The sequence below is a fragment of the Pseudomonas sp. GM24 genome (assembly GCF_000282235.1).
Lineage (GTDB): Bacteria > Pseudomonadota > Gammaproteobacteria > Pseudomonadales > Pseudomonadaceae > Aquipseudomonas.
In genome coordinates, this window is the sequence record NZ_AKJR01000206.1 from 51,022 (window position 1) to 69,502 (window position 18,481).

An 18,481-nucleotide genomic window follows, 5' to 3' on the forward strand; every position below is an offset into this window, starting at 1 on the left:
TTCACACTGTGGTGATTGCGAAATGCAGCGGTTGACTGAGTGCGGGTTGGCCCTGGAAGGCCAGCTCATAGAGGCCCGGCGCGAGCTCATCGGACTCGATGATCAGACTGAGGCGGTCGAGAAGTGGCCCCGAATAGTTCACTCGGTAGGTATGGGCTGGCGATTTCGCATCTGCGCGAGCGTCGGTGATCACCAGCTCCCCTTCGATGGTAGCGGTGCGCCCTTTACCATCGAGTGACTTGAGGTTGAGCACCTCCAACGTCACTTCGATGTACTCGCCCTGCTCGTAGACCGGACGATCAAGAGAACCCGTCAATTTGGTTTCGTCGACTGCTCCCTCGATGGAAGGTCCAATGTTCCCGCCTAGCAAGCGGAAGAACGCACGGCGGAACGGTTCGCCTTTGAATACAGTGGCGTGCTCGTTGATCACGATCTGGCGCTGGCCAGTGATAGGTAACGAGCTGTACAGCGGCACTGTGCCGTCGCCGGCATCATTGGTTTTGGTAATGACCGACGTGGCATGTTCAACAGCCTGGCCGGCGGTATGGTTGACATTGATGCGGGTGACAGTTTGATGGCCGCTGCCGGCAAAGTAGAAGTAACGCACCCCTTCAGGGCGCGTGCCCGCAGCGAGCACCTGGTGCATCCGCCGAGCTTTGTTCACCAAGCCATAGTCCAGCCCCAAGTCCGTGGCCGACTGTTGTTCATAGATGTCGACGGCCCTCAGGTCAGGGCTGTTAAGTGCCCATACCGCCGCTTCGCCGGGGGCGGGGAGCAGTTGGTAGGCCGACGGATAGCGTGGGTCGTTAGCCAGGCGCTTGACGTCTGTTGCACTGACCCCAGCGGTGCTGTCCAAGCCGAAGATACGCGCCAGTGCGAGCGGTGCGCCCAAGTGCGGTGTGCCCAGGGTAATCAATTGGGTGATGTTGGAGAACCAAGGTTGTTTTTGGTTCTGCGCCTGTTCGAGGAGCAAACGCGAGACCAGGCCGCCCATGGAGTGGCCTACCAGCGTAACGCGCGCACCGGGCTCCTGGATGTGCAGATTTTCAAGGAGTTCAGCCAGCTTTTGTGCGCTATCGAAGTTGTCTTGCCGCCAGTCGTAGCCGAACTCGATCCGGCGTTTGCCTTTATCGGTGTTCTTGAACCCCAGGTCGTCAAGGTGTTCGCGCAGCAGGCTGTAGAAGTCGTAGCAGGCCACTTTGTTGATCGGCTCGCCGACTTTCAGGTCGGGCCGAGTCAGCAGATCCAGGCGCTTGTAACCCATCACGGCTTCATAGGGGGTCGGCGGCCAAACCTCTTGTGGCCTGCCATCTGCGCTGGTTGCCAGGAGGGTAGTGCCCATAATACCGGGAATCAGGATGACGATATCCACTTCAACCTCCTTGTTGGGTTTCGAGCTGTGCTCGTTTGGGGTTGAGAGAAATTAGCCAAATGCCTCGATGATTGCAAATAGCCATAATTCATCAATGCACATCTCGGCCAATATTTAGTTCTGCACCTCGACGATGGCAGCAGTCTATTTAAGCGAGTAGGAGCCAAGCTACCTGCACCACTGCAACACCTTCGTTAATGTGAGCCTACCGGAGGGCTGGGCTTGGCGGATGTGATCGCTATCGACTGTGAGCACAACGGGCTGAAAAAAGTGATGCATATTGTCATCATCACTGGCTTCCTGTATCGATAAAACCGAAGCAAACGGCAGATGAAGGCGTTTCGGATAGCTGGACAACTTGCAACGCACGAAAGTTTGGCAGGCCACTATTTGGGGAAAACCGCCCAATCAGGTGCGGAAATTGCACTCCTGCTCGGTTCTGAAGATCCCAATTCCTTCTATCGCGCATTTCAGGACTGGACAGGGCAGAGACTCGACTGCGCCCGTCGTGCCATGCGCCTCGGTTGAGGTTCTCTGATATCTGGCTGCTTTTGGCCGTTTTTTGCCTGCCATCAAGGGCTGAAACCGGCCAAAAGCGGCCCTTGGACAACCTGATTGCGAAACAGTAGCTTATTGTAGCGAGACTGACGAAAAATACTCGGCGGTGGGGTTCCTTCCCATACCGTGATTCACCTTGGACGATGTCAAGAAATGGGACCTAAAACCGAAGAGCTGATCTGCGTTCTTGATCAGCTTGCAGCAATGCTTGAGAGCGATGGAGATACTCACTGGAGCCTGTGGATGCGTAAGGCAAGAGCACGCTTAATGGATTCTGATTACTCCGGAATTGAGTACCTACAGTCAGCTTATGGTGGAATGGGCTCATTCAATGATCTCATTCTTGGTCAAAGTGATGAGAATGGCGTCCTTTGCTGGAAGCCGGGTCACGTTGAGCTAAACGAAAGATTCGATGAATTGCGCAATGAAGCCGCGAAGCTCGTCGAGCTCATAAAGCGAACTACATAAAGGGGCGCAGTTATCAAACTACGGTATTCAAACGGGTCAGGCCTGCCACCGACGCATCTCACTTTGATCAGCTCCGTCGACTCCGTTTCCGGCAGCCTGGTGTTTGCCTACACAGAAGTCGGGGATTACAGAGTGCGTTACACATCACGTGCCGAGTTGTTGTGCATGCTCAACAGCCTTTTGCATCAGCGCGTGCCCATTGCTGTCGGAGGCATGCTCCCGGGACCTGCCGACGAAGTCGACATGTTAATAGCGAACGAAGTACTCGAAGGCCCCTACATAGAACTGTCCTGGTCCGGCCCCCAGCAATGGACTCTGCGCGAAATCGACGCCACCACTGCTGAATGGCAACCAGTACCTGACACTCGAAGTATGGCCAATGTGTCATTCGATCCGAAGTCCCTAAAATGCTCTGGCTGAACTGGCTAAGAAATTAATACAAGTTCAGGCAGTTCTTCCTATCTAGCACCAATCACCTACGGTCGCGACCAGCAGCAATCGGCCACTAGCGACCATTGCTCACCTTGAAGAAATTGCGAAATGTCACGGGCAGGGTTGATAGCGACATCAATTCTGGGGCGTGCACCTGGGTTGCCCTAAATAATCTAGTCATAACTTAGTGGCTAATGGCCTATGGACATCCCCAGAGCATTTAGCGACATTGGCAATTACCACCGGGTAAGCGCACGCCAGCGCACCTGCCAAGCGTTGAATTGATGGGATGAGATTTAATGTACTTGAGACAGCTAGAGGTTGAGGGCTTCAAGAGTTTCGGCAGGCGTTTCACGGTTGAGTTTCATGAAGGGTTGAACGTATTGGTTGGGGAGAATGGGGCAGGTAAAACGGGCGTGATCAACGCGTTGCGTCAGCTGTTCCAGGATTCGGAGTCCGGTAAACGCTCGGTCAACGAGCGCGATTTTCACAAGTCGTTCGAGCTTGACGCCGCGCCAGCCTCCAGTTTCGCCATCACGGCGACGTTTGGCGACCTCAGTGTGTTCGAGAAAGTAGCACTCGACTCCTGGTGTGGTGACCAGGACGAAGCGGTACTCAATCTGACCGTGCTCAACCGCGAGTTGCGCGGTCGCTACAGCCAGGAGCTTTGGGGTGGCGCAATCAGGACTGGGGCCTTCAATCAACAGACGCTGGAGCTAATTCACTGCATCTACTTGCCACCGTTGCGTGACGCAGAGCAGAAGCTGCGGGAGGGCCGGCAGTCCAGATTATCCCGGCTGATGAAGGCATTGTGCAAAGATCAGTTACAGGTGTGTGCTAAAACCAAAACATTGCATCCGCTTGAAGTAAAAGTCGCCGACTTCAATTCTCAGCTGGCGGCTGAACAAGACATTAAAAGGGCAAATGACCTGATATCCAGTAGTCTACGCGCCGCCTTGGGAGAAAGGTTGTCGCAAAACACTACGATCCAGTTTTCGGAATCCAACTTCACCAGGATCGTCGAAGGCTTGCGTTTGCTGTACTTTCCGAACGCGTCATCTGCCGAGCTGTCGCAGTTCCGCTCGCTGGATGAAAACAGCTTGGGCTACAACAACTTGCTGTACATCGCCTCCATCCTCGCGGAGTTGATCGTCGAGGATGGGGAGGGGCCGGGGGAGCGCACACTGCATAAGCTGTTGTTGATTGAGGAGCCGGAAGCGCACCTGCATCCGCAACTGCAAATCAGGCTGTTAAAGCACCTGCAGGAGGTGGCCCTCAACAAGAATATTCAAGTAGTAATCACTACCCACTCCACGGTGATTTCGTCGGCCGTCTCCATCAACAACATCATCCATATCAACGGCGGAGGCGAACCACTCGCCGTTCCTGCGCGTTTTTGCGGCCTAGCGGAACAAAGTCGACGATTTATCGACCGCTGGCTGGATGTCACCAAATCCAACCTGCTTTTCTCCAAGGGCGTCATCCTTGTCGAGGGCGTGGCAGAGGCCATTGCGCTGCCAGAGCTGGCGAAAATCGTGCTTGCTAATCGCGGCAAAGGGTTGAACACCCTGGAGGATTACGGGGTGTCAGTCATCAACCTCAATGGCATCTATTTCGCCCATTTCATGCAGCTGTTTTGTGAGGTTGATGGGCAGTTGCGCAGCCGTAATCTACCTATTCCCTGCGCGGGCCTCACCGACAAAGATCCGGCGAAAACCCATAAGGTGCGGGTACAGGACCAGTTGGTCGACGTGGCCATCAAACCGCACCCAGGGAATTTGGCCGCCGGAACAAATCCTGCTCTGGGCCTGATTCCAACCATAGCGACATCCCAATACGGGCGCTTGTTTAGTGGCGACCTTAAAACCTTTGAGTATGACTTGGCGATGACGGCAGGCAATCTGCAACTGATGCTGCAGGTAGCGTACGACAACTGGCCCACCGATGGCCCCGTCAAGGCTGCGTTCCAGGACATGCTCGCGGCCGATTTCGTGGCCTTGACCGAGGCGCAGAAAGCTGAATATGCCTACGAGCTTCTGGAGCGTATTGATTCTACCAACATGGGGAAGGGGCTTTACGCCCAGCTACTGGCCGACAAGCTCGAACAGGGTGACTACGTCTTTGCCGTACCGCGCTATATCCAGCAGGCAATCTGTTGGGCCTGCGCTATTGCTGAGGAGGGATCTGAATGACCTTTCCGAGCGACGACCAACGTGGATATCTCGGTTCCTCCATTGACGACAATATTTACTTGGAAGCTTGTCCAGGGAGCGGGAAAACCGAGGTGATTGCTGCCAAGGTGGCACGCGAAATCGAGGGTTGGCAGGGCTATCCGGGTGGAATCGCACTGCTGTCGTTCGCCAACAGCGCGGCCAACGAGCTGAAGAGCCGGCTAATTGCTCATAGGCAACGGGCACCGGTGGCCTACCCGCACTGGGTGTCGACGATTGACAGCTTTATCCTCAATTGTCTCGTGGCGCCCGTGGCCCATCGGCTCACCGGGTATGCTGGTAAAAACGGCGACTTCCGGCTGAGGTTGGTCGATGCCACGTCAACGGTTTACATCAAAACCAAGTACGCCATCGAACACATCCGCGTTCCCGCCAACCAGTACGACTTGGATCTGGCAACGGGTAAGTTTGTCTTCCGAACGGGGGAACCTGGGCTGGACCGCAAGCTGAACGCCGTTGTATTGGCGGATTGGCAATTGCGCGACCTCAGGGAGGCCAAGACACGTTTTAAGGGGGCCGGTTTTGCCACCTATAGGGATGTTGAACACCTCGCCATCCAGATCTTGCAGGAGGAAAAGCTGTCCACCTTTTGCGCACGACTGGCCCTGCGCTATCCATTTCTGGTGATCGACGAGTGTCAGGATCTTTCGGTTGAGCAGTTGACCATCTTGGAGGGTTTGCTGGGGCTGGGCGTGAAAATGCACATCGTGGGGGATCTCAACCAGTCGATCTATGGATTCCGCCATGCAGATCCCGCACGTGTCATGCAGTTCATCCGCGATCATGGATTCAACGGTCTTCAATTGTGTCAGAATTTTCGCAGTTCTCAGGCCATTGTCGACCTCTGCTCCGAACTGGTGCCGGGAAACAAAATTCACGGCAATCCAACGATTCAGCCGGCTGCACCAGTGATTGTCGAATATGACGATTGTCCCTCGGAAGCGATGCCGCTGTTTATGAGCCTCAGTGACAGCTACGCGAACCGGGTGATCGTCTCGCGCGGTCATTCGACGCTGAGTCGGTTTTGCTCCGGTGCCAATGACCTGAACGATACCGAGCGTTTGGCACTGGCCTGCGCCTTGGCAGGTAATGATTCGGCAATCGCCATCCAGAAGTCGCTTGCGCTGTTTGGAGGGTGGCTTGCCAGCAAGTTGGAGTATTCGGCAAAACCCAACTCCTTCCACTGCCCTGTGGATGTCGAGTCCGAGTTGGAATGGCGCTTATTTCTTCATCAGGCTTTGGCATTTGTCACAATTACAGGCGCCTCGGTCGCAGGTCAGCACTGGCGCGGGTGGTGCAAGGTCGCCAAAGCTCGTCTTAATGAACTGCCAAAGCAGGCCTTTGTCATCGCCGATATTGCCGTAGCAATAGCACCACTGACAGCACTTGGATTGCGCTCCCCCGCGGGCCTCGGTGAGCAATTGGTCACTCAAAGACTCTCATTGGTGACGTTGCAAGAGAGCAGCATCCGGTTGGCAACAATTCATGAGATCAAAGGCGAAACCCACGAAGCGACCATGCTTGTCTCAGCTTCCAGGCGAGGGGATCAGTCACATTGGGCAGACTGGATTGGTGATCGGAACTCAGAAGCGGCAAGGCTCGCCTATGTGGCGAGTTCAAGACCCAGAAATCTCTTGGTCTGGGCAGTCAAGAAATTGAAAGCCGCAGAGCGAACCACCCTTCGAGGGCTCGGGTTTCATGTAGCTCAGCGATAATCCGTCAACCGAAAGACGTCGCGCCTGGATAGTGTTTCGCGAGGGGCCACGGATTGGCTGCTACCTGCAGTCGTTTTCATATCTGGTTGTTTCTAAATGCCGTCCTGTCGGGTGGCTGTTATATCGAAAGCAACAATGAATTGCGGGCTCAGGGTTTGAGGCGTTCGCTTCCTTCCCTAGAGTGGCCACCCTGCAGCCTCGCACCGTTTCCGCCGCGCAGATCGGACGGTGGACGCCATGGTGTCGTTTTGCTACTTTCGTTCTCGGTCAGTTCCATTTTCAACCGACAACGCGGGCAAGCCAGCATATGCGCTCGATATTAAAATACAAGACACGGGTCGGCACGTTCTTCATTGCTCAAGCGGCAGATGGCAGATTTCATCCAGTGTTCGATCACGAGAGCCTAGGCAGTTATCAGAGCATCCTGCACGCCATTGATGACTTGTTAAACGACGCCACCAGCTCCGTACTCCATCCAGATACGTTTGAACTGCTGGACACTTCCACCCTTGGACTACCGGATGATCCTCGCGACTGGGAACGGGTATAGGTCCGTTCAAGCCGGGGGCTACCGCCACGTGACCGGCCAAATTGAAAGTCCCGCTGCGCAGCATCAGTCATCAGGCTCAAAAGCCAGCACCCAATGCCAAAGTCTGGGCAAGTGACGACCTCGATACTCTAAAAAGTGGTCCAGTTCCTGAACATTGATGTCGTGCGTTTCTGCAACTCCATTCAAGGGCGATCATTGCTCAACATCGCGGGTCGTTCAAACCCCTCTATAAAAAACAAGCAGCACTTACACAGCAAATGGACGGAAAATGACAAAAGAAATTGAGCGGAGTCTCGAAGAAATTCATCGCCAGTTGAGAGGAGACGAGCGAGATCTGTCTAGCAATTCAGTAAAGTCGTTAAACTACTATGTGCGTAGCATCAGTCATCGTTTGGCAGAGTTTCTAATCGCGCAAGAACGGGAACAGCAAAAGCATCGTTATAACCTCAGTTGGGCAATGGGGGTGATCGGTATAGTCGGTGTACTGTTATCCATCGGCCGATGGGGAAGTAGTGATATTGAGTGGATAGAGCACCACCGTTTAACGCTGCAACTGTGGGGCGTGACCTTGTGTACGATTTTTGTTGGTGTATCGCTGGAACGATCGGCCTTAATCAAATCGCTATGGAGTTTTTACATCACAAAACTAATCGTATCGATTATCTTGTCGGGCGCCATATTTTATGCTCGAGGTCGAGCGGCAGGTTTAGTTAACAGCGTTTTTCATGTTGACGCATCGGCATTCACTGTCACCTTGGTACTGACGACAGGGCTCGTGCTCTTTAAGTTGTTAATCCCCTTTGTATTGGCTTTGGCAACAATTACTGCCTTGGCTCATTTTTTGATTGTTTTGACTTGGATTAAAGCCAAGTGGGCGGGCGACGATGTGGAACTACCACCACTGTTTTCGCTACTGTTCATATGTGTGTCCAGTGTTATTTTGCTTTTTGGTTCGGGCTGGTCGAACGAAGAAATGAATGATTCAAGAATCTCAGAGAAAATCTACCTGATGGCCCATGCACTTGATTTCAATTACTCGCATGAGTGTGCCAACGTGAAAACCTCCAAACCTGTCGTTTTTCTGGGAAACACGCAGGAGTCCGTATTGGTCGCGCCTTTTGCTTTGGAGGATTTTGACTTTGCCACCTTTTTTGAAGCATCTGTGGTGGTACCTACTGACTTTGCTCGACAGAAATGCGAGTACAAATCTCTCGAGGTCGACGACTGAGACGTGACACCCATGCAGATGTGCATTTTCATGTACAGCCACAAATGTTTGGGCTCTCGCGGTCGAGTACGTCAAACAGGCCAATTCAGTAGAAAGGTGCCCAATGCCTGAGACTTAGCTGATCAAGTGATTTTGGAGAGAATACAGAAAAGGGCCCTTTGCGGGCCCTTCGTCATGAACAGTCTTCACTACAACTGCTGGGCACGAATGAATGATTGGAGCGCTGCCTCTGGGCTGCGGCCAAACACTCGGTGGTGTTCAGCTCTGGCGGTCTGCTCGGTGAACTCGCCTGACCACTTCGATACCATGACCATTGCCACGCTGTTGCCGATGGTGTTGCAGGTGGCTATGGCCATCGACTTGAAGCGGTAGACGCCGAACAGCAGCGCCAGACCTACCACCGCCAGTCCGCCAATCGCCGTAACGGCCGCGGCGAACACCACGAAGCTGCCACCGGATACCGTCGCCGCGCCTTTGGAGGTGACCAGCATGATCGCGATGGTGCCGAGTTGTTGTTCCCAGCTCATCGGCACCCCGTAGGCATTGATGATGAACAGCAGGCACAGCGACATATAGATGGAAGTGCCGTCGAGGTTGAACGCGTAGCCGGTGGGCAACACTAGGCAGACGCTCTGTTTCGAGCAGCCGAACTTCTCGAGTTTTTGCAGCAGGCGCGGCAGGGCGCTTTCCGACGAAGCGGTGCCGAGTACGAAGAAAATCTCATCCTTGATGTACTTGAGGAGCCGCCACAGGCTGAACCCGCAAATACGGCAGACTTGCACCCAGTACGACAAAGATGAAAAACGCCACGCCGACGTAAAACATCAACACCAGATTGGTCAGTGGCATCAGCACCGCCGAACCGTTGCTGCCGACCACGTATGCCACCGACCCGAAGGCGCCGAGGGGGACGAACTTCATGATCAGGTTGATGAACTCGAAGAAGCACTCCGAGACCCGACTCAGACCATGAGCGTTGATAGCACTGAGAAATGGGAATGAACCTGTTTCCTCAAAGCGCTAGACCGCTCGACTATCAGAACACGAGCAGGCCCGAGCAATAAGGGGAGAGCCATCATCAAAGAAGTTTTGCCGTAGCCCGTGGGTAGACTAACAATTGCCGGATAATCTTGTACCGAGAAATGTGCTAGCACTGCATGCATGCTGCCCAGCTGCCCAGCTGCCCAGCTGCCCAGCTGCCCAGCTGCCCAGCTGCCCCGGTCTGAACCCATTATTAGGGCTTCGATTTTGCTGGGAAAGATTCAGTGTCCCTGCTTGCGCAACCAAAGAAATCTGGCACGGCAATCCCTCTGTAGATCGAAACCCTCTGCTTAGCCTAACCCTGCACTGGCCATATGCGAGTATTACAGTAGGGGAGGGAGGTAGTAACCAGTCTGTGTTGAGGTCGAAAACAGCCCTTTACCGACGGCTGCTTCTGGCTGATTCGCGAAGGGCTGAAAATGGCTAGAAGCGGAAGTTAAGTAACGACCGCTTTCGGCCACAAGCAGTCATCATTCGTCTATAAACTAAGTGCGATTCAGCTGGAATCTTCGACCTGCAAAACAACTGATCGGAAAAACGTTAGCTTTTACATGGGACTCGCAAATCGCAGACAAAAAAAACCGCCTTAGGTAGGCGGTTTTTTCTGCCATTCCGGTTAGGGACCGAGATGGCTCGCTCATAGGGAACGCTTGGTGTGAAAGGAGCTTACACATGTGGCACTACTGGTGGCAATAATTAACGATTGGCGGCTTGATGGCCGCCCGCCATCTTTGCGATGACGACGCGCAGAAGAGTCCAGCGGGTAAGGGCTAGCAGCTTTTTGTATGTTTTTTGTCCAAAACCTATACCCGTGAAAAAAATAATTAAAAAACTAAACCCAGCCGAAGCCCCGTAAATCCTACCTTCGGACAAAAAGCCTCTGGTGTTATGACGAGTTTGTGCGCCACTGCGCGCCCAGGAGCTGGAATAAATTGGTTAACATCGGGCCAGATTCGCGCACAGCCGACTGGGAGCTGCTAACCAGGACTGACGCGAGTTGCGACTCTCTACACGGGCCTAGGAATCCGTGCCGGATGTAACCGAGAGTTCAATGGCTTAGCCACCTCATAGGGAACGCTTGGTGTGTTCCGAAAAGCGTGCGTGTTCCGGGATAAGCGCGCTGGAGGCTGGCCCAACTACGGGAGGGCCAAGCATGTTCAAGTTCTTGAAACATGCGTGGGATGTCGTGGTGGTTTGTGCGCGTGTCTATCACGTCTATGAATTGCTGCGTGACCGCTTAGACGACCTGCCTTAAGGTCGAGCTGTGAACCGCCTTGGCTTCGGCAGGGGCGGTTTCTTTTCGACTAATGAAAGATTTGGTACCCGCTCTAGTCAAAGGGACTATGAATCGGTCCTTCTTCATTAGACACTTCGAAGAACTGCTTCTGGCCGATTGCTGCCAGCAAAGGCGATATTAGGATTGCCGTATCCGCATAATCGCATCTGTGATCGCTTTTGCATTTGTGTCCAAGGTCTCCATAGTCATCACAGCGTTATCTGCAACCGCTGCCACGCCATTGGCTGAAAGCCAAACGGCGACCTCCTCGATTGCCGCCGCCAGTGCATGCTGGTTGTGCAGGAGCAATGTCAGGGCGTCAGCAGTGGCGATATTAGAAGCTGAGTTATTTGGCATGCGATCCATCCTGGAAATGAGGGGTTCGCAAAGCCTAGCTCATGCGGCCGCAGCAGAGAGGCTTAGATACGGCATGCTTAAAAATTGCTTCGCCGCGCAGATAATTTGAGACTTTAGCCAATCAGTTGGGGAGGAGGCGGCGACTGCATCCAATCCATCATCGGGTCCAGCCAGCGGCCGCTTTCGGCCAAAAGCGGCCATTCGCAAGTGCCGTTTTGGACCAATTGCGGACCTTCCACGCAATGATGGCATCCTGCATCCTTATTCCACTTGCTTTCTACCCAAAATACCCGCACCTATACAGAACTAGGCCAACAAGAAGGGGGTAGCCATGAGGCTAGAGTCATTCAGAGTTCGTAACTATCGCTCTATCAATGACAGCGGTGAAATCGCGGTCTCTCGTATTACCGCCCTTCTGGGACGAAACGAGAGCGGCAAGTCGAACCTGCTTCGTGCATTGCACAGCCTAAACCCGATTACAGGATTCGAGGCTTTGAGGCCCATTAAGGACTTTCCCCGTCACAGGCGCCTAGAGGAGTGCACAGACGACACGCCCGTGTTGTCAACGACATGGGTCTTAGACGATGACGACAAAGAAGCTCTGCTTGAAGTACTTCCGCGGGCCACGGAGGTGTCCCTGGTCATCGTCGGGCGTAGCTATGGCTCGTTAAGAACTGTGAGATTCCCCGAGCTCAAGGCAATAGTCTTCGACGAAACCGACATAAAAAACAAGGTTAAGAAGGTAGCTGCGGCGGTGCGCGCTGCAGCGTTGAAGCAGGAGACCCCTAGCGCGTTGGATGCGGCAGCCGATGCCTTCGAGAAAGTTGCGACCGCCACAAGGTTACGTGACACGTGGGCTAGTCAGATGGTGGCTGCGGCAAACGCTCTGCGGACAGCGCTGGCCGGCGCTGATGCTGAGTTGACTGACAAACAAGAGGAGACGCTCTCTGAGCTCGAAGAGCTGGCCGATAGCATCGTGTTTGACAAGGATGCCCAACAGCAGGCTCGTAGCTGGGCTGCTGGCGCAATTCCGAAGTTCATCTATATCGATGAATACCCGGAACTTGATGGCCACCAAGACATAGCCGCCTACATCCAACGGAAGTCTCAGGGGCAGCTTGAGGATGCGGACCGAAACTTTGAGAAACTGTGCAAGGTCGCAGGCCTCAATCCCGATGAGCTGCAGAAGCTCCATGGGCAAAATGATCATGAAACGCGGAATCAGCTCGCGAACCGTGCCAGCGCTGTTGTCACAGGTGAGATTAAGCGGCTGTGGAAAGATCGCGCGCTAAAGATTCGTTTTAACCTCGACGGCCCCCACATCGATACCATCATCTCTGATCCAACGAGCACCTATGACGTTGAAGTTAATCTCAACGACAGGAGCCGAGGTTTTCAGTGGTTCTTCGCCTTCTACATCACGTTTTCGGCTGACACAGACGGAGGCCATGCGGAGAATGCTGTGCTCCTGCTGGATGAGCCCGGCCTGTATTTGCATGCCAAGTCCCAATCAGATCTCCTCCATCATCTAGAGGTGGACTTCTCCAATCAAATCCTCTACTCCACGCACTCACCCTTTATGGTGCCGACGCATGCGCTCGATTCAGTCCGTACCGTCAACATCTCGGAGGAAGTTGGAACCACAGTCACGAACGATCCGACGGGAGATGCTAGGACGCTGTTCCCGCTGCAGGCAGCGCTCGGCTATGACCTTGCCCAAAGCCTCTTTGTCGGCCCCAACAATCTTGTTGTCGAGGGGGTTACGGACTTCTGGATCATGAGCGCTGTTAGCGCCTATATGTCCGAAAAGGGAAGAACGGCACTGAGTACCGCTCTCACAATGACTCCAGCGGGAGGTGCGCAGAAGGTCTCTTACATGGTTGCGTTACTGACGTCGGAGGCTCTCAACGTGTTGGTTCTTCTAGACACTGAGCGGGACTCAAGGGTCACCAAGGACGAGCTTCTCAAGGCGAAGCTCATTCGCGATCAGAACGTCGTATTTGTTTCGGAAGCGTTTTCGTCCCAGCCGAACGAAGCAGATATTGAGGACTTGCTAGATCCGGTAGTGTATGAGGCGCTTGTGCGAGAGGCCTACAGCAAAGAGTTGAAGGGGAAGGCGTTGAAGTTAAATCTCAATATCCCGCGGATCGCCAAGCGTATTGAGGAGGGCCTTGCGAATCTTGAAATCCCCTTCCATAAAACTCGACCGACACGGCTATTCCTCAAAAAGATGGCGTCGGAACCGGAAAATGTATTGCCAGAGCAAAGTCTTGAGCAATTCGAGGCGCTGTTTGCATTGATCAACGGACGGCTGGAAAAGCACGTTGCTCGGGATCCTAAGCCCTTCGAGAGTTAAAAGTTATTAGGCCGCGTCAAAGGGCGGCCTATTTAGATCAAATGTTAAAACATGCTCCCATTCGAGCGACGGGTATGCTCACCTGATCTAGTTGTCCACTTTGGTCCGTGGCGGATGGGTAATTGCTCAGACTCGCCTCTACCAATTTTCATTTGACCTGACCAGTCATTCGCATCGGATTTGACCAGCATTATTCTTGGACATGACCGACAGAAAGCCCAAAGCGGACATTCCTAAAACTTTATTTAGGCAGTGTCGCCTGGGGCCTGGAATTTCACGATTGTCCGCACGGATTCATTCATAAGCGACAGGCCTCTCTGTGCTAATGGGTGAGCTTCCATCCCACTCCAGCATATCCCTGGGGGACAGCTTTTTACCCACAGCGGCTCTTGCCGGAGGAAACTCAGAAGCGCTTTAGTGCGGAACAATGGCTAGCTTATGTGAGGCTCGTACTCATCATCGTAGTGTGCGTACTCCGAGCACCTATCACATAGAGCCCCATTCTCCGCTTCGTAGCCCTCTAGGGAGGTGTGGCACCCGGAGCACTTCGGCGGCTGATAAGTGTAGCCACAGAGATGGCAATGCCCTTCGGATAGATCGAACATCGGAGCGCCGCAACTACCGCAGTCCGTGATGATTTCCTCGTCGTCGAACGGGTTCTCTCGGGTGGTTCGTAACTCCTCTTCCATCAACTCAATGAACGAATCTGACTGGTTGCATGCGAGGCAGTTGTATCGGAACTCTGAGTAGTCGAAGGGCACACCAGCCTGGAGGTCTTCCCGGTTAGGCTCAAGCAGCGGGGAACCACAGGCAGGGCATGAACAAGCCTTGAACAACTCGCGGGTATGCGCCATGACGCCCAGGTCTTCCCACTGGCGCTGTACCTCCTCCAGATTGTGGGCAAAGAACTGGTGATTTCTCAGCATGACTTCCCAGGTCTCGCCTAGCAAGGCTGCCGGATTCTCTGATAGCTCGTGTGTAATGAAGTCCCGCAGGAGTGGGAACAGATCGAGCAAGAATTTATTGATCTCCTCCAGGGGATGCTTGGGGTGGAGGTGTTCCAGATCGTTCCGGCACCGTTGCAGGGTATTCACGGCTGTCCAATCAGTGCGGATGCCAAGACCCTCAAAGTGCAGTTCAATGTCTGCTACGTCGATTGTCTTGTTTCGTTCAAGCTCGGGACGCCACTCGATTACGCCATCTTGGTCACGGCAGGGTTTGAATTTCCTTGCCTTGTAGATGAGGCTGGCCGCATGTTCGGGAGAGTCCGCGAGCATTGCAATCCTGTACTTGAACAGCAGCAAAACCCCTGCGAAGAGGTTACGAGCGGATGAAACGGCTCGGAGGGGGTTCCCGTCATCACCCTGCGTGAGCTGGTAATCCTCAATCCCCAGCTGAATGGACGTTACAGCATTTTCCAGAACCTTCGCTCTATCCAGCGTAGGTACGCCCTTACCCGACATCGACCTTTTCTCCCTGAGCACCTCTTGGCGCGATAGGGAACGCACAATACCCTAATCCCATTACAACAAAAATAGGTGCCCCCCAGGCGCGTACTGGGCTGCCCTATGGCTGAGCCTTAGCTCGCTCCTGCGTGGGCCAAAGGAGTTACTTTGCCGTATGGCTGACCGCGTTAACGTCCACCCCGCCCAGGAGGATTTTCGAAAGTTCATCTACCTGGTGCACCCTCGGATCGCATGACTGCTACTCGTCCGAGCCATCTGTCTCGGCGAACAAGAATTTTCCGATGTACCAAACAGACCGCCCAACGTTGTGGATAAGCTGTTCTCCTTGCCGTAAGGGCGAGTTTTCTTCATCGATGCCCGCCAGCTTGATCGCGTCAGTGACCTTTGAGCCAGTCGGGTGTGCATCTCCCACTCGCATATCATAAGCACCGGCTATCTCAGCAAACACTCGCTTGGCTTTGGCGTCTCCAATTTTCTCCGCTAAAATACTTTGGAGTAATTTGTTTGAGCCGAGCTTGGCTTTTTCTTCGTGTGTAGAAAGTTTGCGTAGCTCGGTTATGTTGAGCCTGTCTGAGAATACGCGAATGATGTCCTTGGCTAGCCTGAGCAGGGACGCTCTGTCTTTGCTGGCAAACCTGGATATTTGCTGACCTGCTTCGAAGTCATCAATGTCGTGGCTGAACAGAGAGATATTATATTTATCTCTAAAGCTGTCTTCGAGAAGTCTCATGCTTCCAAAAAACATTTCTTCAACAGCATGTGTAGATGCTGGTTGCGCTTTCATCTGTGCTTCAAGCAACTCACTTGATACTTTACCTTCAGGAGCTACATTATGCGCTGCCCAAACATGCTGCTCCCATGAGGCGAGGCGAGCGATGTCATAAGCATATACGGTGATCAGATCAGAGCTGTTGATTCCAAAATGAGTTTTATATCCTGACGTGGATTGAATAGCTCCAGTTTCAGCGGTGTACCATGCCAGCTTGAATCCTCGATTGTTCAGAAGCTCGGTAACAACGCTGGACCGAAACCACAGCCAGCGACCCACGTCCTCGTTATCAAGCTCTGCTGACCTCATTCGCGTTCCATCTGTTTCCACGATGAATTGCGGTAGATTTGGATCCGCATCTCCACGAACGCGCTGACTTTTGGATTGGTGGTCTATCCACTCCTCACGCCAAAACTCCCCCTCTACCCTTACACCTTCATAGCCTCCACGGTGCCCCTTTGAACTCTCATGGTCAGTGTTCGAGTTATTCTCAGGCCCCATCACAGGGGCGTCTTCATCCTCATCTACGTCAGTTCGCCAGGCTCGAAACATCGCCCAGCTTCCCCCAAAGACGTCATCAAGCTTGCGAATGATTAGGGTGAATTTGCCATTATCTCTTTCCTCATTGTGAGGCCGAAGATTCGAATATGCGCTGTCTTCTAGTACAGGGATGTTTTCTACCCTCTGTCGGTAGTATGCAAGGCGAAGCGAAAGGTTCCTAGCTGCTAGATAATCAAGTAGAAACTCCCTTTTGATTTCTATCTGACAGTATTCGCCATCTTCACTTACTGTCTCGCGGGCCACTACAACGAAATTTTCTTCAGGTCTAACCCAATTGTCACCTTCTTTGATCAGGCGCAGCGCAACTACCAGGTCAGGGCTCAAAATCCATTTTCTACCACCGACAACAAGTTGCGGGTGTTCATAAATTAAGTTAATGCCTATTGGTTCTTTATCGTTGTATTGATACTGATCTATGGACGCATAATACCCATCTTCGTATGCATATGGCGCGACAGTGTGCCCAATGCCTATGTCGCTCCATCCAAGACGTTCTTCAACCAGCTGGCGATGCTCTGGCGGGAATGCAACGGAGCCGCAGCCGAAATATTCACTGACATGACCTACGTCTTTTACATCCCTTTTCTTGCTCTCAACTGACGCTCTCAAAGGAACCCACGCCGCGTTAGAAAAGGCCCTACGGGTTTCCTTGGTTTGCAGAATCCACTCTTCACTCATGGTTGAATTTCCGTTTTAGTGATAGCACATTGTGAGTCAACAGCGGCCTTCGCCCTGGCCTCACGACAGTATGGTCTGCGCAGCCCCTCGCTCGCTTACCTTAGCTCGGTTTACCAACCACATTGGGTGGTTTTTCGAATGTCGCCACCGTCAACTTTGGGTCGAAATCGGACCAAGACGAGCGTCCGCTTCTGGCCGAAAGCAGCCGCTCACGGAAGGCCGCTTTTGGCCGATAGTGGCCTGTCCACACGCAACCTCAAGGCTGCTTGCGAAAGAACAAAGTGATCTGGCCGACCTCTACACCGAATTTGCTCATGAACGAGCGATTTATCAGGGTGTTCTTGTCCACCAGGTACATCCAGTCATCTAAATGAACCTGATACTCCTTGCCATCCACCGGAAGGTTCAGCACATATTTCCAGCGCAGTGCATTGCCTGCCACCTCACCAAGCGCCTCGCCCACCACGTCGCCAGCGGTTCCGCGCCATTGGCCAGGGCCAGCAGGGGTTAGCGTCCACACTCGTTTTTGCGTAGTACCGTCGCTGTAGGTAAACGACTCGTCGAGGATCAGTCTGCGGCCTTCGGAGTGACCATTGATGACTACATGAAAGCGCTTCGTGACCTCGCCTGAGCGCTTTTGAAACATGCCCCACGCTTCGACCCGGCCCTCGAAGAATTCGCGTAACTCAAGCGTGGGCGTCTCCTGGCTGTAGGTCTGCACATCCACCTGGCTGCAGCTTGCTAGGCCAATGCATAGCAGCAGTATCCATTTCTTGAGCATGTGGATTTCCTCGAAGGTCTCCGGGCTTAAGGAGCCCAGTGGACTAGGGCTTGGTCGGGTCTGCTGGACGCCAGATCAGTTTGCTGGTGTCATACCCCTGTTGCTGAGCAATCTTTACCAGCTGTTCACGGTTGACGCCGTTAATTTCAGAGGTGCGTGAAAGCACCCACAGATATTCCCGGTTCGGGTGGCCGACCAGTGCGAACTTGTAGGCCGGGTCGTGGTAAAGCACCCAATACTCGCCTTTGGTTATTCCTGGCGCGATGCGGCTAAACCAGTTATCAAATTGCACCCAGAGCTTGTCTGTCTTGCCTGGCTGCTCCGATTCAGCAATTCCGCGTACCTCTTTCCATTCGCCATCCTGTTCCCTGCAACGATTGGTGACGTCAATGCGGCCATCATCACGCAGACCGTAATGCGCTTCTGACTGCTGGCAATTGCGCTGGAAGAACATCGGTAACCTGGCCTGCTCGTACCAGGTGCCTTGGTATTTCTGCAGGTCGACTTGCATGGTGGTGGGAGGGGGCTTCTCGCGCGAGCCTGCGCACCCGGCGAGTGCCGCACCCAGACAGGAAAGCAGAACGATCTTGCGTATCGACATAGAGACCTCCAGGTTGTCAGGAGAAACGCACATGTCATTGG

Annotated in this window: 12 protein-coding genes and 1 pseudogene; 5 read left to right on the forward strand and 8 right to left on the reverse strand. The window is 53.4% G+C overall.

The genetic code is table 11. From position 1 onward, the window contains the following. Position 1: 1 nt before the first annotated feature. Positions 2 to 1,372, reverse strand: coding sequence for an alpha/beta hydrolase (locus PMI23_RS22205; protein WP_007915638.1), 1,371 nt, complete (start codon positions 1,370 to 1,372; stop codon positions 2 to 4). A gap of 711 nt (positions 1,373 to 2,083) precedes the next feature. On the opposite strand from PMI23_RS22205, the gene PMI23_RS22210 reads away from it, so the two are divergent. The 4 genes from PMI23_RS22210 to PMI23_RS22235 all read left to right on the forward strand — a co-directional run bounded on the left by PMI23_RS22210 (position 2,084) and on the right by PMI23_RS22235 (position 8,554). Then, positions 2,084 to 2,398: a DUF6966 domain-containing protein gene (locus tag PMI23_RS22210; protein WP_042705006.1), complete on the forward strand. Its 315-nt coding sequence runs from the start codon at positions 2,084 to 2,086 to the stop codon at positions 2,396 to 2,398. A gap of 731 nt (positions 2,399 to 3,129) precedes the next feature. Beyond that, on the forward strand, positions 3,130 to 5,022 hold the full coding sequence (locus PMI23_RS22220) for an ATP-dependent nuclease (RefSeq protein WP_007915635.1): 1,893 nt from the start codon (positions 3,130 to 3,132) through the stop codon (positions 5,020 to 5,022). Then, positions 5,019 to 6,776, forward strand: coding sequence for a UvrD-helicase domain-containing protein (locus PMI23_RS22225; protein ID WP_007915634.1), 1,758 nt, complete (start codon positions 5,019 to 5,021; stop codon positions 6,774 to 6,776). Before PMI23_RS22220 ends, PMI23_RS22225 begins: the two co-directional genes overlap by 4 nt. Positions 6,777 to 7,594: 818 nt before the next feature. Beyond that, a complete protein-coding gene (locus PMI23_RS22235) occupies positions 7,595 to 8,554 on the forward strand; it encodes a hypothetical protein (RefSeq protein WP_007915630.1) in 960 nt (319 codons plus the stop codon). A gap of 188 nt (positions 8,555 to 8,742) precedes the next feature. Here the strand turns inward: PMI23_RS22235 and PMI23_RS22240 are convergent. The 3 genes and pseudogenes from PMI23_RS22240 to PMI23_RS22245 all read right to left on the reverse strand — a co-directional run. Further along, a pseudogene (locus tag PMI23_RS22240) lies at positions 8,743 to 9,523 on the reverse strand (cation:dicarboxylate symporter family transporter); the annotation flags it as partial. Further along, complete coding sequence (locus PMI23_RS30055) at positions 9,517 to 9,786, reverse strand: DEAD/DEAH box helicase family protein (protein WP_177321065.1); 270 nt, start codon at positions 9,784 to 9,786, stop codon at positions 9,517 to 9,519. The gene PMI23_RS30055 and the pseudogene PMI23_RS22240, both read right to left, overlap by 7 nt. A 1,223-nt stretch (positions 9,787 to 11,009) precedes the next feature. After that, complete coding sequence (locus tag PMI23_RS22245) at positions 11,010 to 11,228, reverse strand: hypothetical protein (protein ID WP_007915622.1); 219 nt, start codon at positions 11,226 to 11,228, stop codon at positions 11,010 to 11,012. Positions 11,229 to 11,559: 331 nt separating this feature from the next. On the opposite strand from PMI23_RS22245, the gene PMI23_RS22250 reads away from it, so the two are divergent. Next, on the forward strand, positions 11,560 to 13,584 hold the full coding sequence (locus PMI23_RS22250) for an AAA family ATPase (RefSeq protein WP_007915621.1): 2,025 nt from the start codon (positions 11,560 to 11,562) through the stop codon (positions 13,582 to 13,584). Positions 13,585 to 14,015: 431 nt separating this feature from the next. Here the strand turns inward: PMI23_RS22250 and PMI23_RS22255 are convergent, their stop codons facing one another. From PMI23_RS22255 to PMI23_RS22270, 4 genes are all read right to left on the reverse strand, one after another. Next, positions 14,016 to 15,047 carry a hypothetical protein gene (locus PMI23_RS22255; RefSeq protein ID WP_007915620.1) on the reverse strand — a complete coding sequence of 344 codons (1,032 nt, stop codon included), beginning with the start codon at positions 15,045 to 15,047 and terminating at the stop codon, positions 14,016 to 14,018. A gap of 241 nt (positions 15,048 to 15,288) precedes the next feature. Next, positions 15,289 to 17,058 carry a hypothetical protein gene (locus tag PMI23_RS22260; RefSeq protein ID WP_007915619.1) on the reverse strand — a complete coding sequence of 590 codons (1,770 nt, stop codon included), beginning with the start codon at positions 17,056 to 17,058 and terminating at the stop codon, positions 15,289 to 15,291. Between the two features lie 256 nt (positions 17,059 to 17,314). Next, complete coding sequence (locus PMI23_RS22265; protein ID WP_007915618.1) at positions 17,315 to 17,839, reverse strand: DUF3833 domain-containing protein; 525 nt, start codon at positions 17,837 to 17,839, stop codon at positions 17,315 to 17,317. A 43-nt stretch (positions 17,840 to 17,882) separates the two neighbouring features. Further along, positions 17,883 to 18,440: a lipocalin family protein gene (locus tag PMI23_RS22270; RefSeq protein ID WP_007915616.1), complete on the reverse strand. Its 558-nt coding sequence runs from the start codon at positions 18,438 to 18,440 to the stop codon at positions 17,883 to 17,885. Positions 18,441 to 18,481: the final 41 nt, after the last annotated feature.

Coding starts and splice junctions, on each gene's coding strand:
- PMI23_RS22260 (WP_007915619.1), bottom strand. CDS start 17,058: ATGAGTGAAGAGTGGATTCTGCAAACCAAGGAAACCCGTAGGGCCTTT.
- PMI23_RS22210 (WP_042705006.1), top strand. CDS start 2,084: ATGGGACCTAAAACCGAAGAGCTGATCTGCGTTCTTGATCAGCTTGCA.
- PMI23_RS22225 (WP_007915634.1), top strand. CDS start 5,019: ATGACCTTTCCGAGCGACGACCAACGTGGATATCTCGGTTCCTCCATT.
- PMI23_RS22235 (WP_007915630.1), top strand. CDS start 7,595: ATGACAAAAGAAATTGAGCGGAGTCTCGAAGAAATTCATCGCCAGTTG.
- PMI23_RS30055 (WP_177321065.1), bottom strand. CDS start 9,786: ATGGGTTCAGACCGGGGCAGCTGGGCAGCTGGGCAGCTGGGCAGCTGG.
- PMI23_RS22265 (WP_007915618.1), bottom strand. CDS start 17,839: ATGCTCAAGAAATGGATACTGCTGCTATGCATTGGCCTAGCAAGCTGC.
- PMI23_RS22245 (WP_007915622.1), bottom strand. CDS start 11,228: ATGCCAAATAACTCAGCTTCTAATATCGCCACTGCTGACGCCCTGACA.
- PMI23_RS22250 (WP_007915621.1), top strand. CDS start 11,560: ATGAGGCTAGAGTCATTCAGAGTTCGTAACTATCGCTCTATCAATGAC.
- PMI23_RS22270 (WP_007915616.1), bottom strand. CDS start 18,440: ATGTCGATACGCAAGATCGTTCTGCTTTCCTGTCTGGGTGCGGCACTC.
- PMI23_RS22220 (WP_007915635.1), top strand. CDS start 3,130: ATGTACTTGAGACAGCTAGAGGTTGAGGGCTTCAAGAGTTTCGGCAGG.
- PMI23_RS22255 (WP_007915620.1), bottom strand. CDS start 15,047: ATGTCGGGTAAGGGCGTACCTACGCTGGATAGAGCGAAGGTTCTGGAA.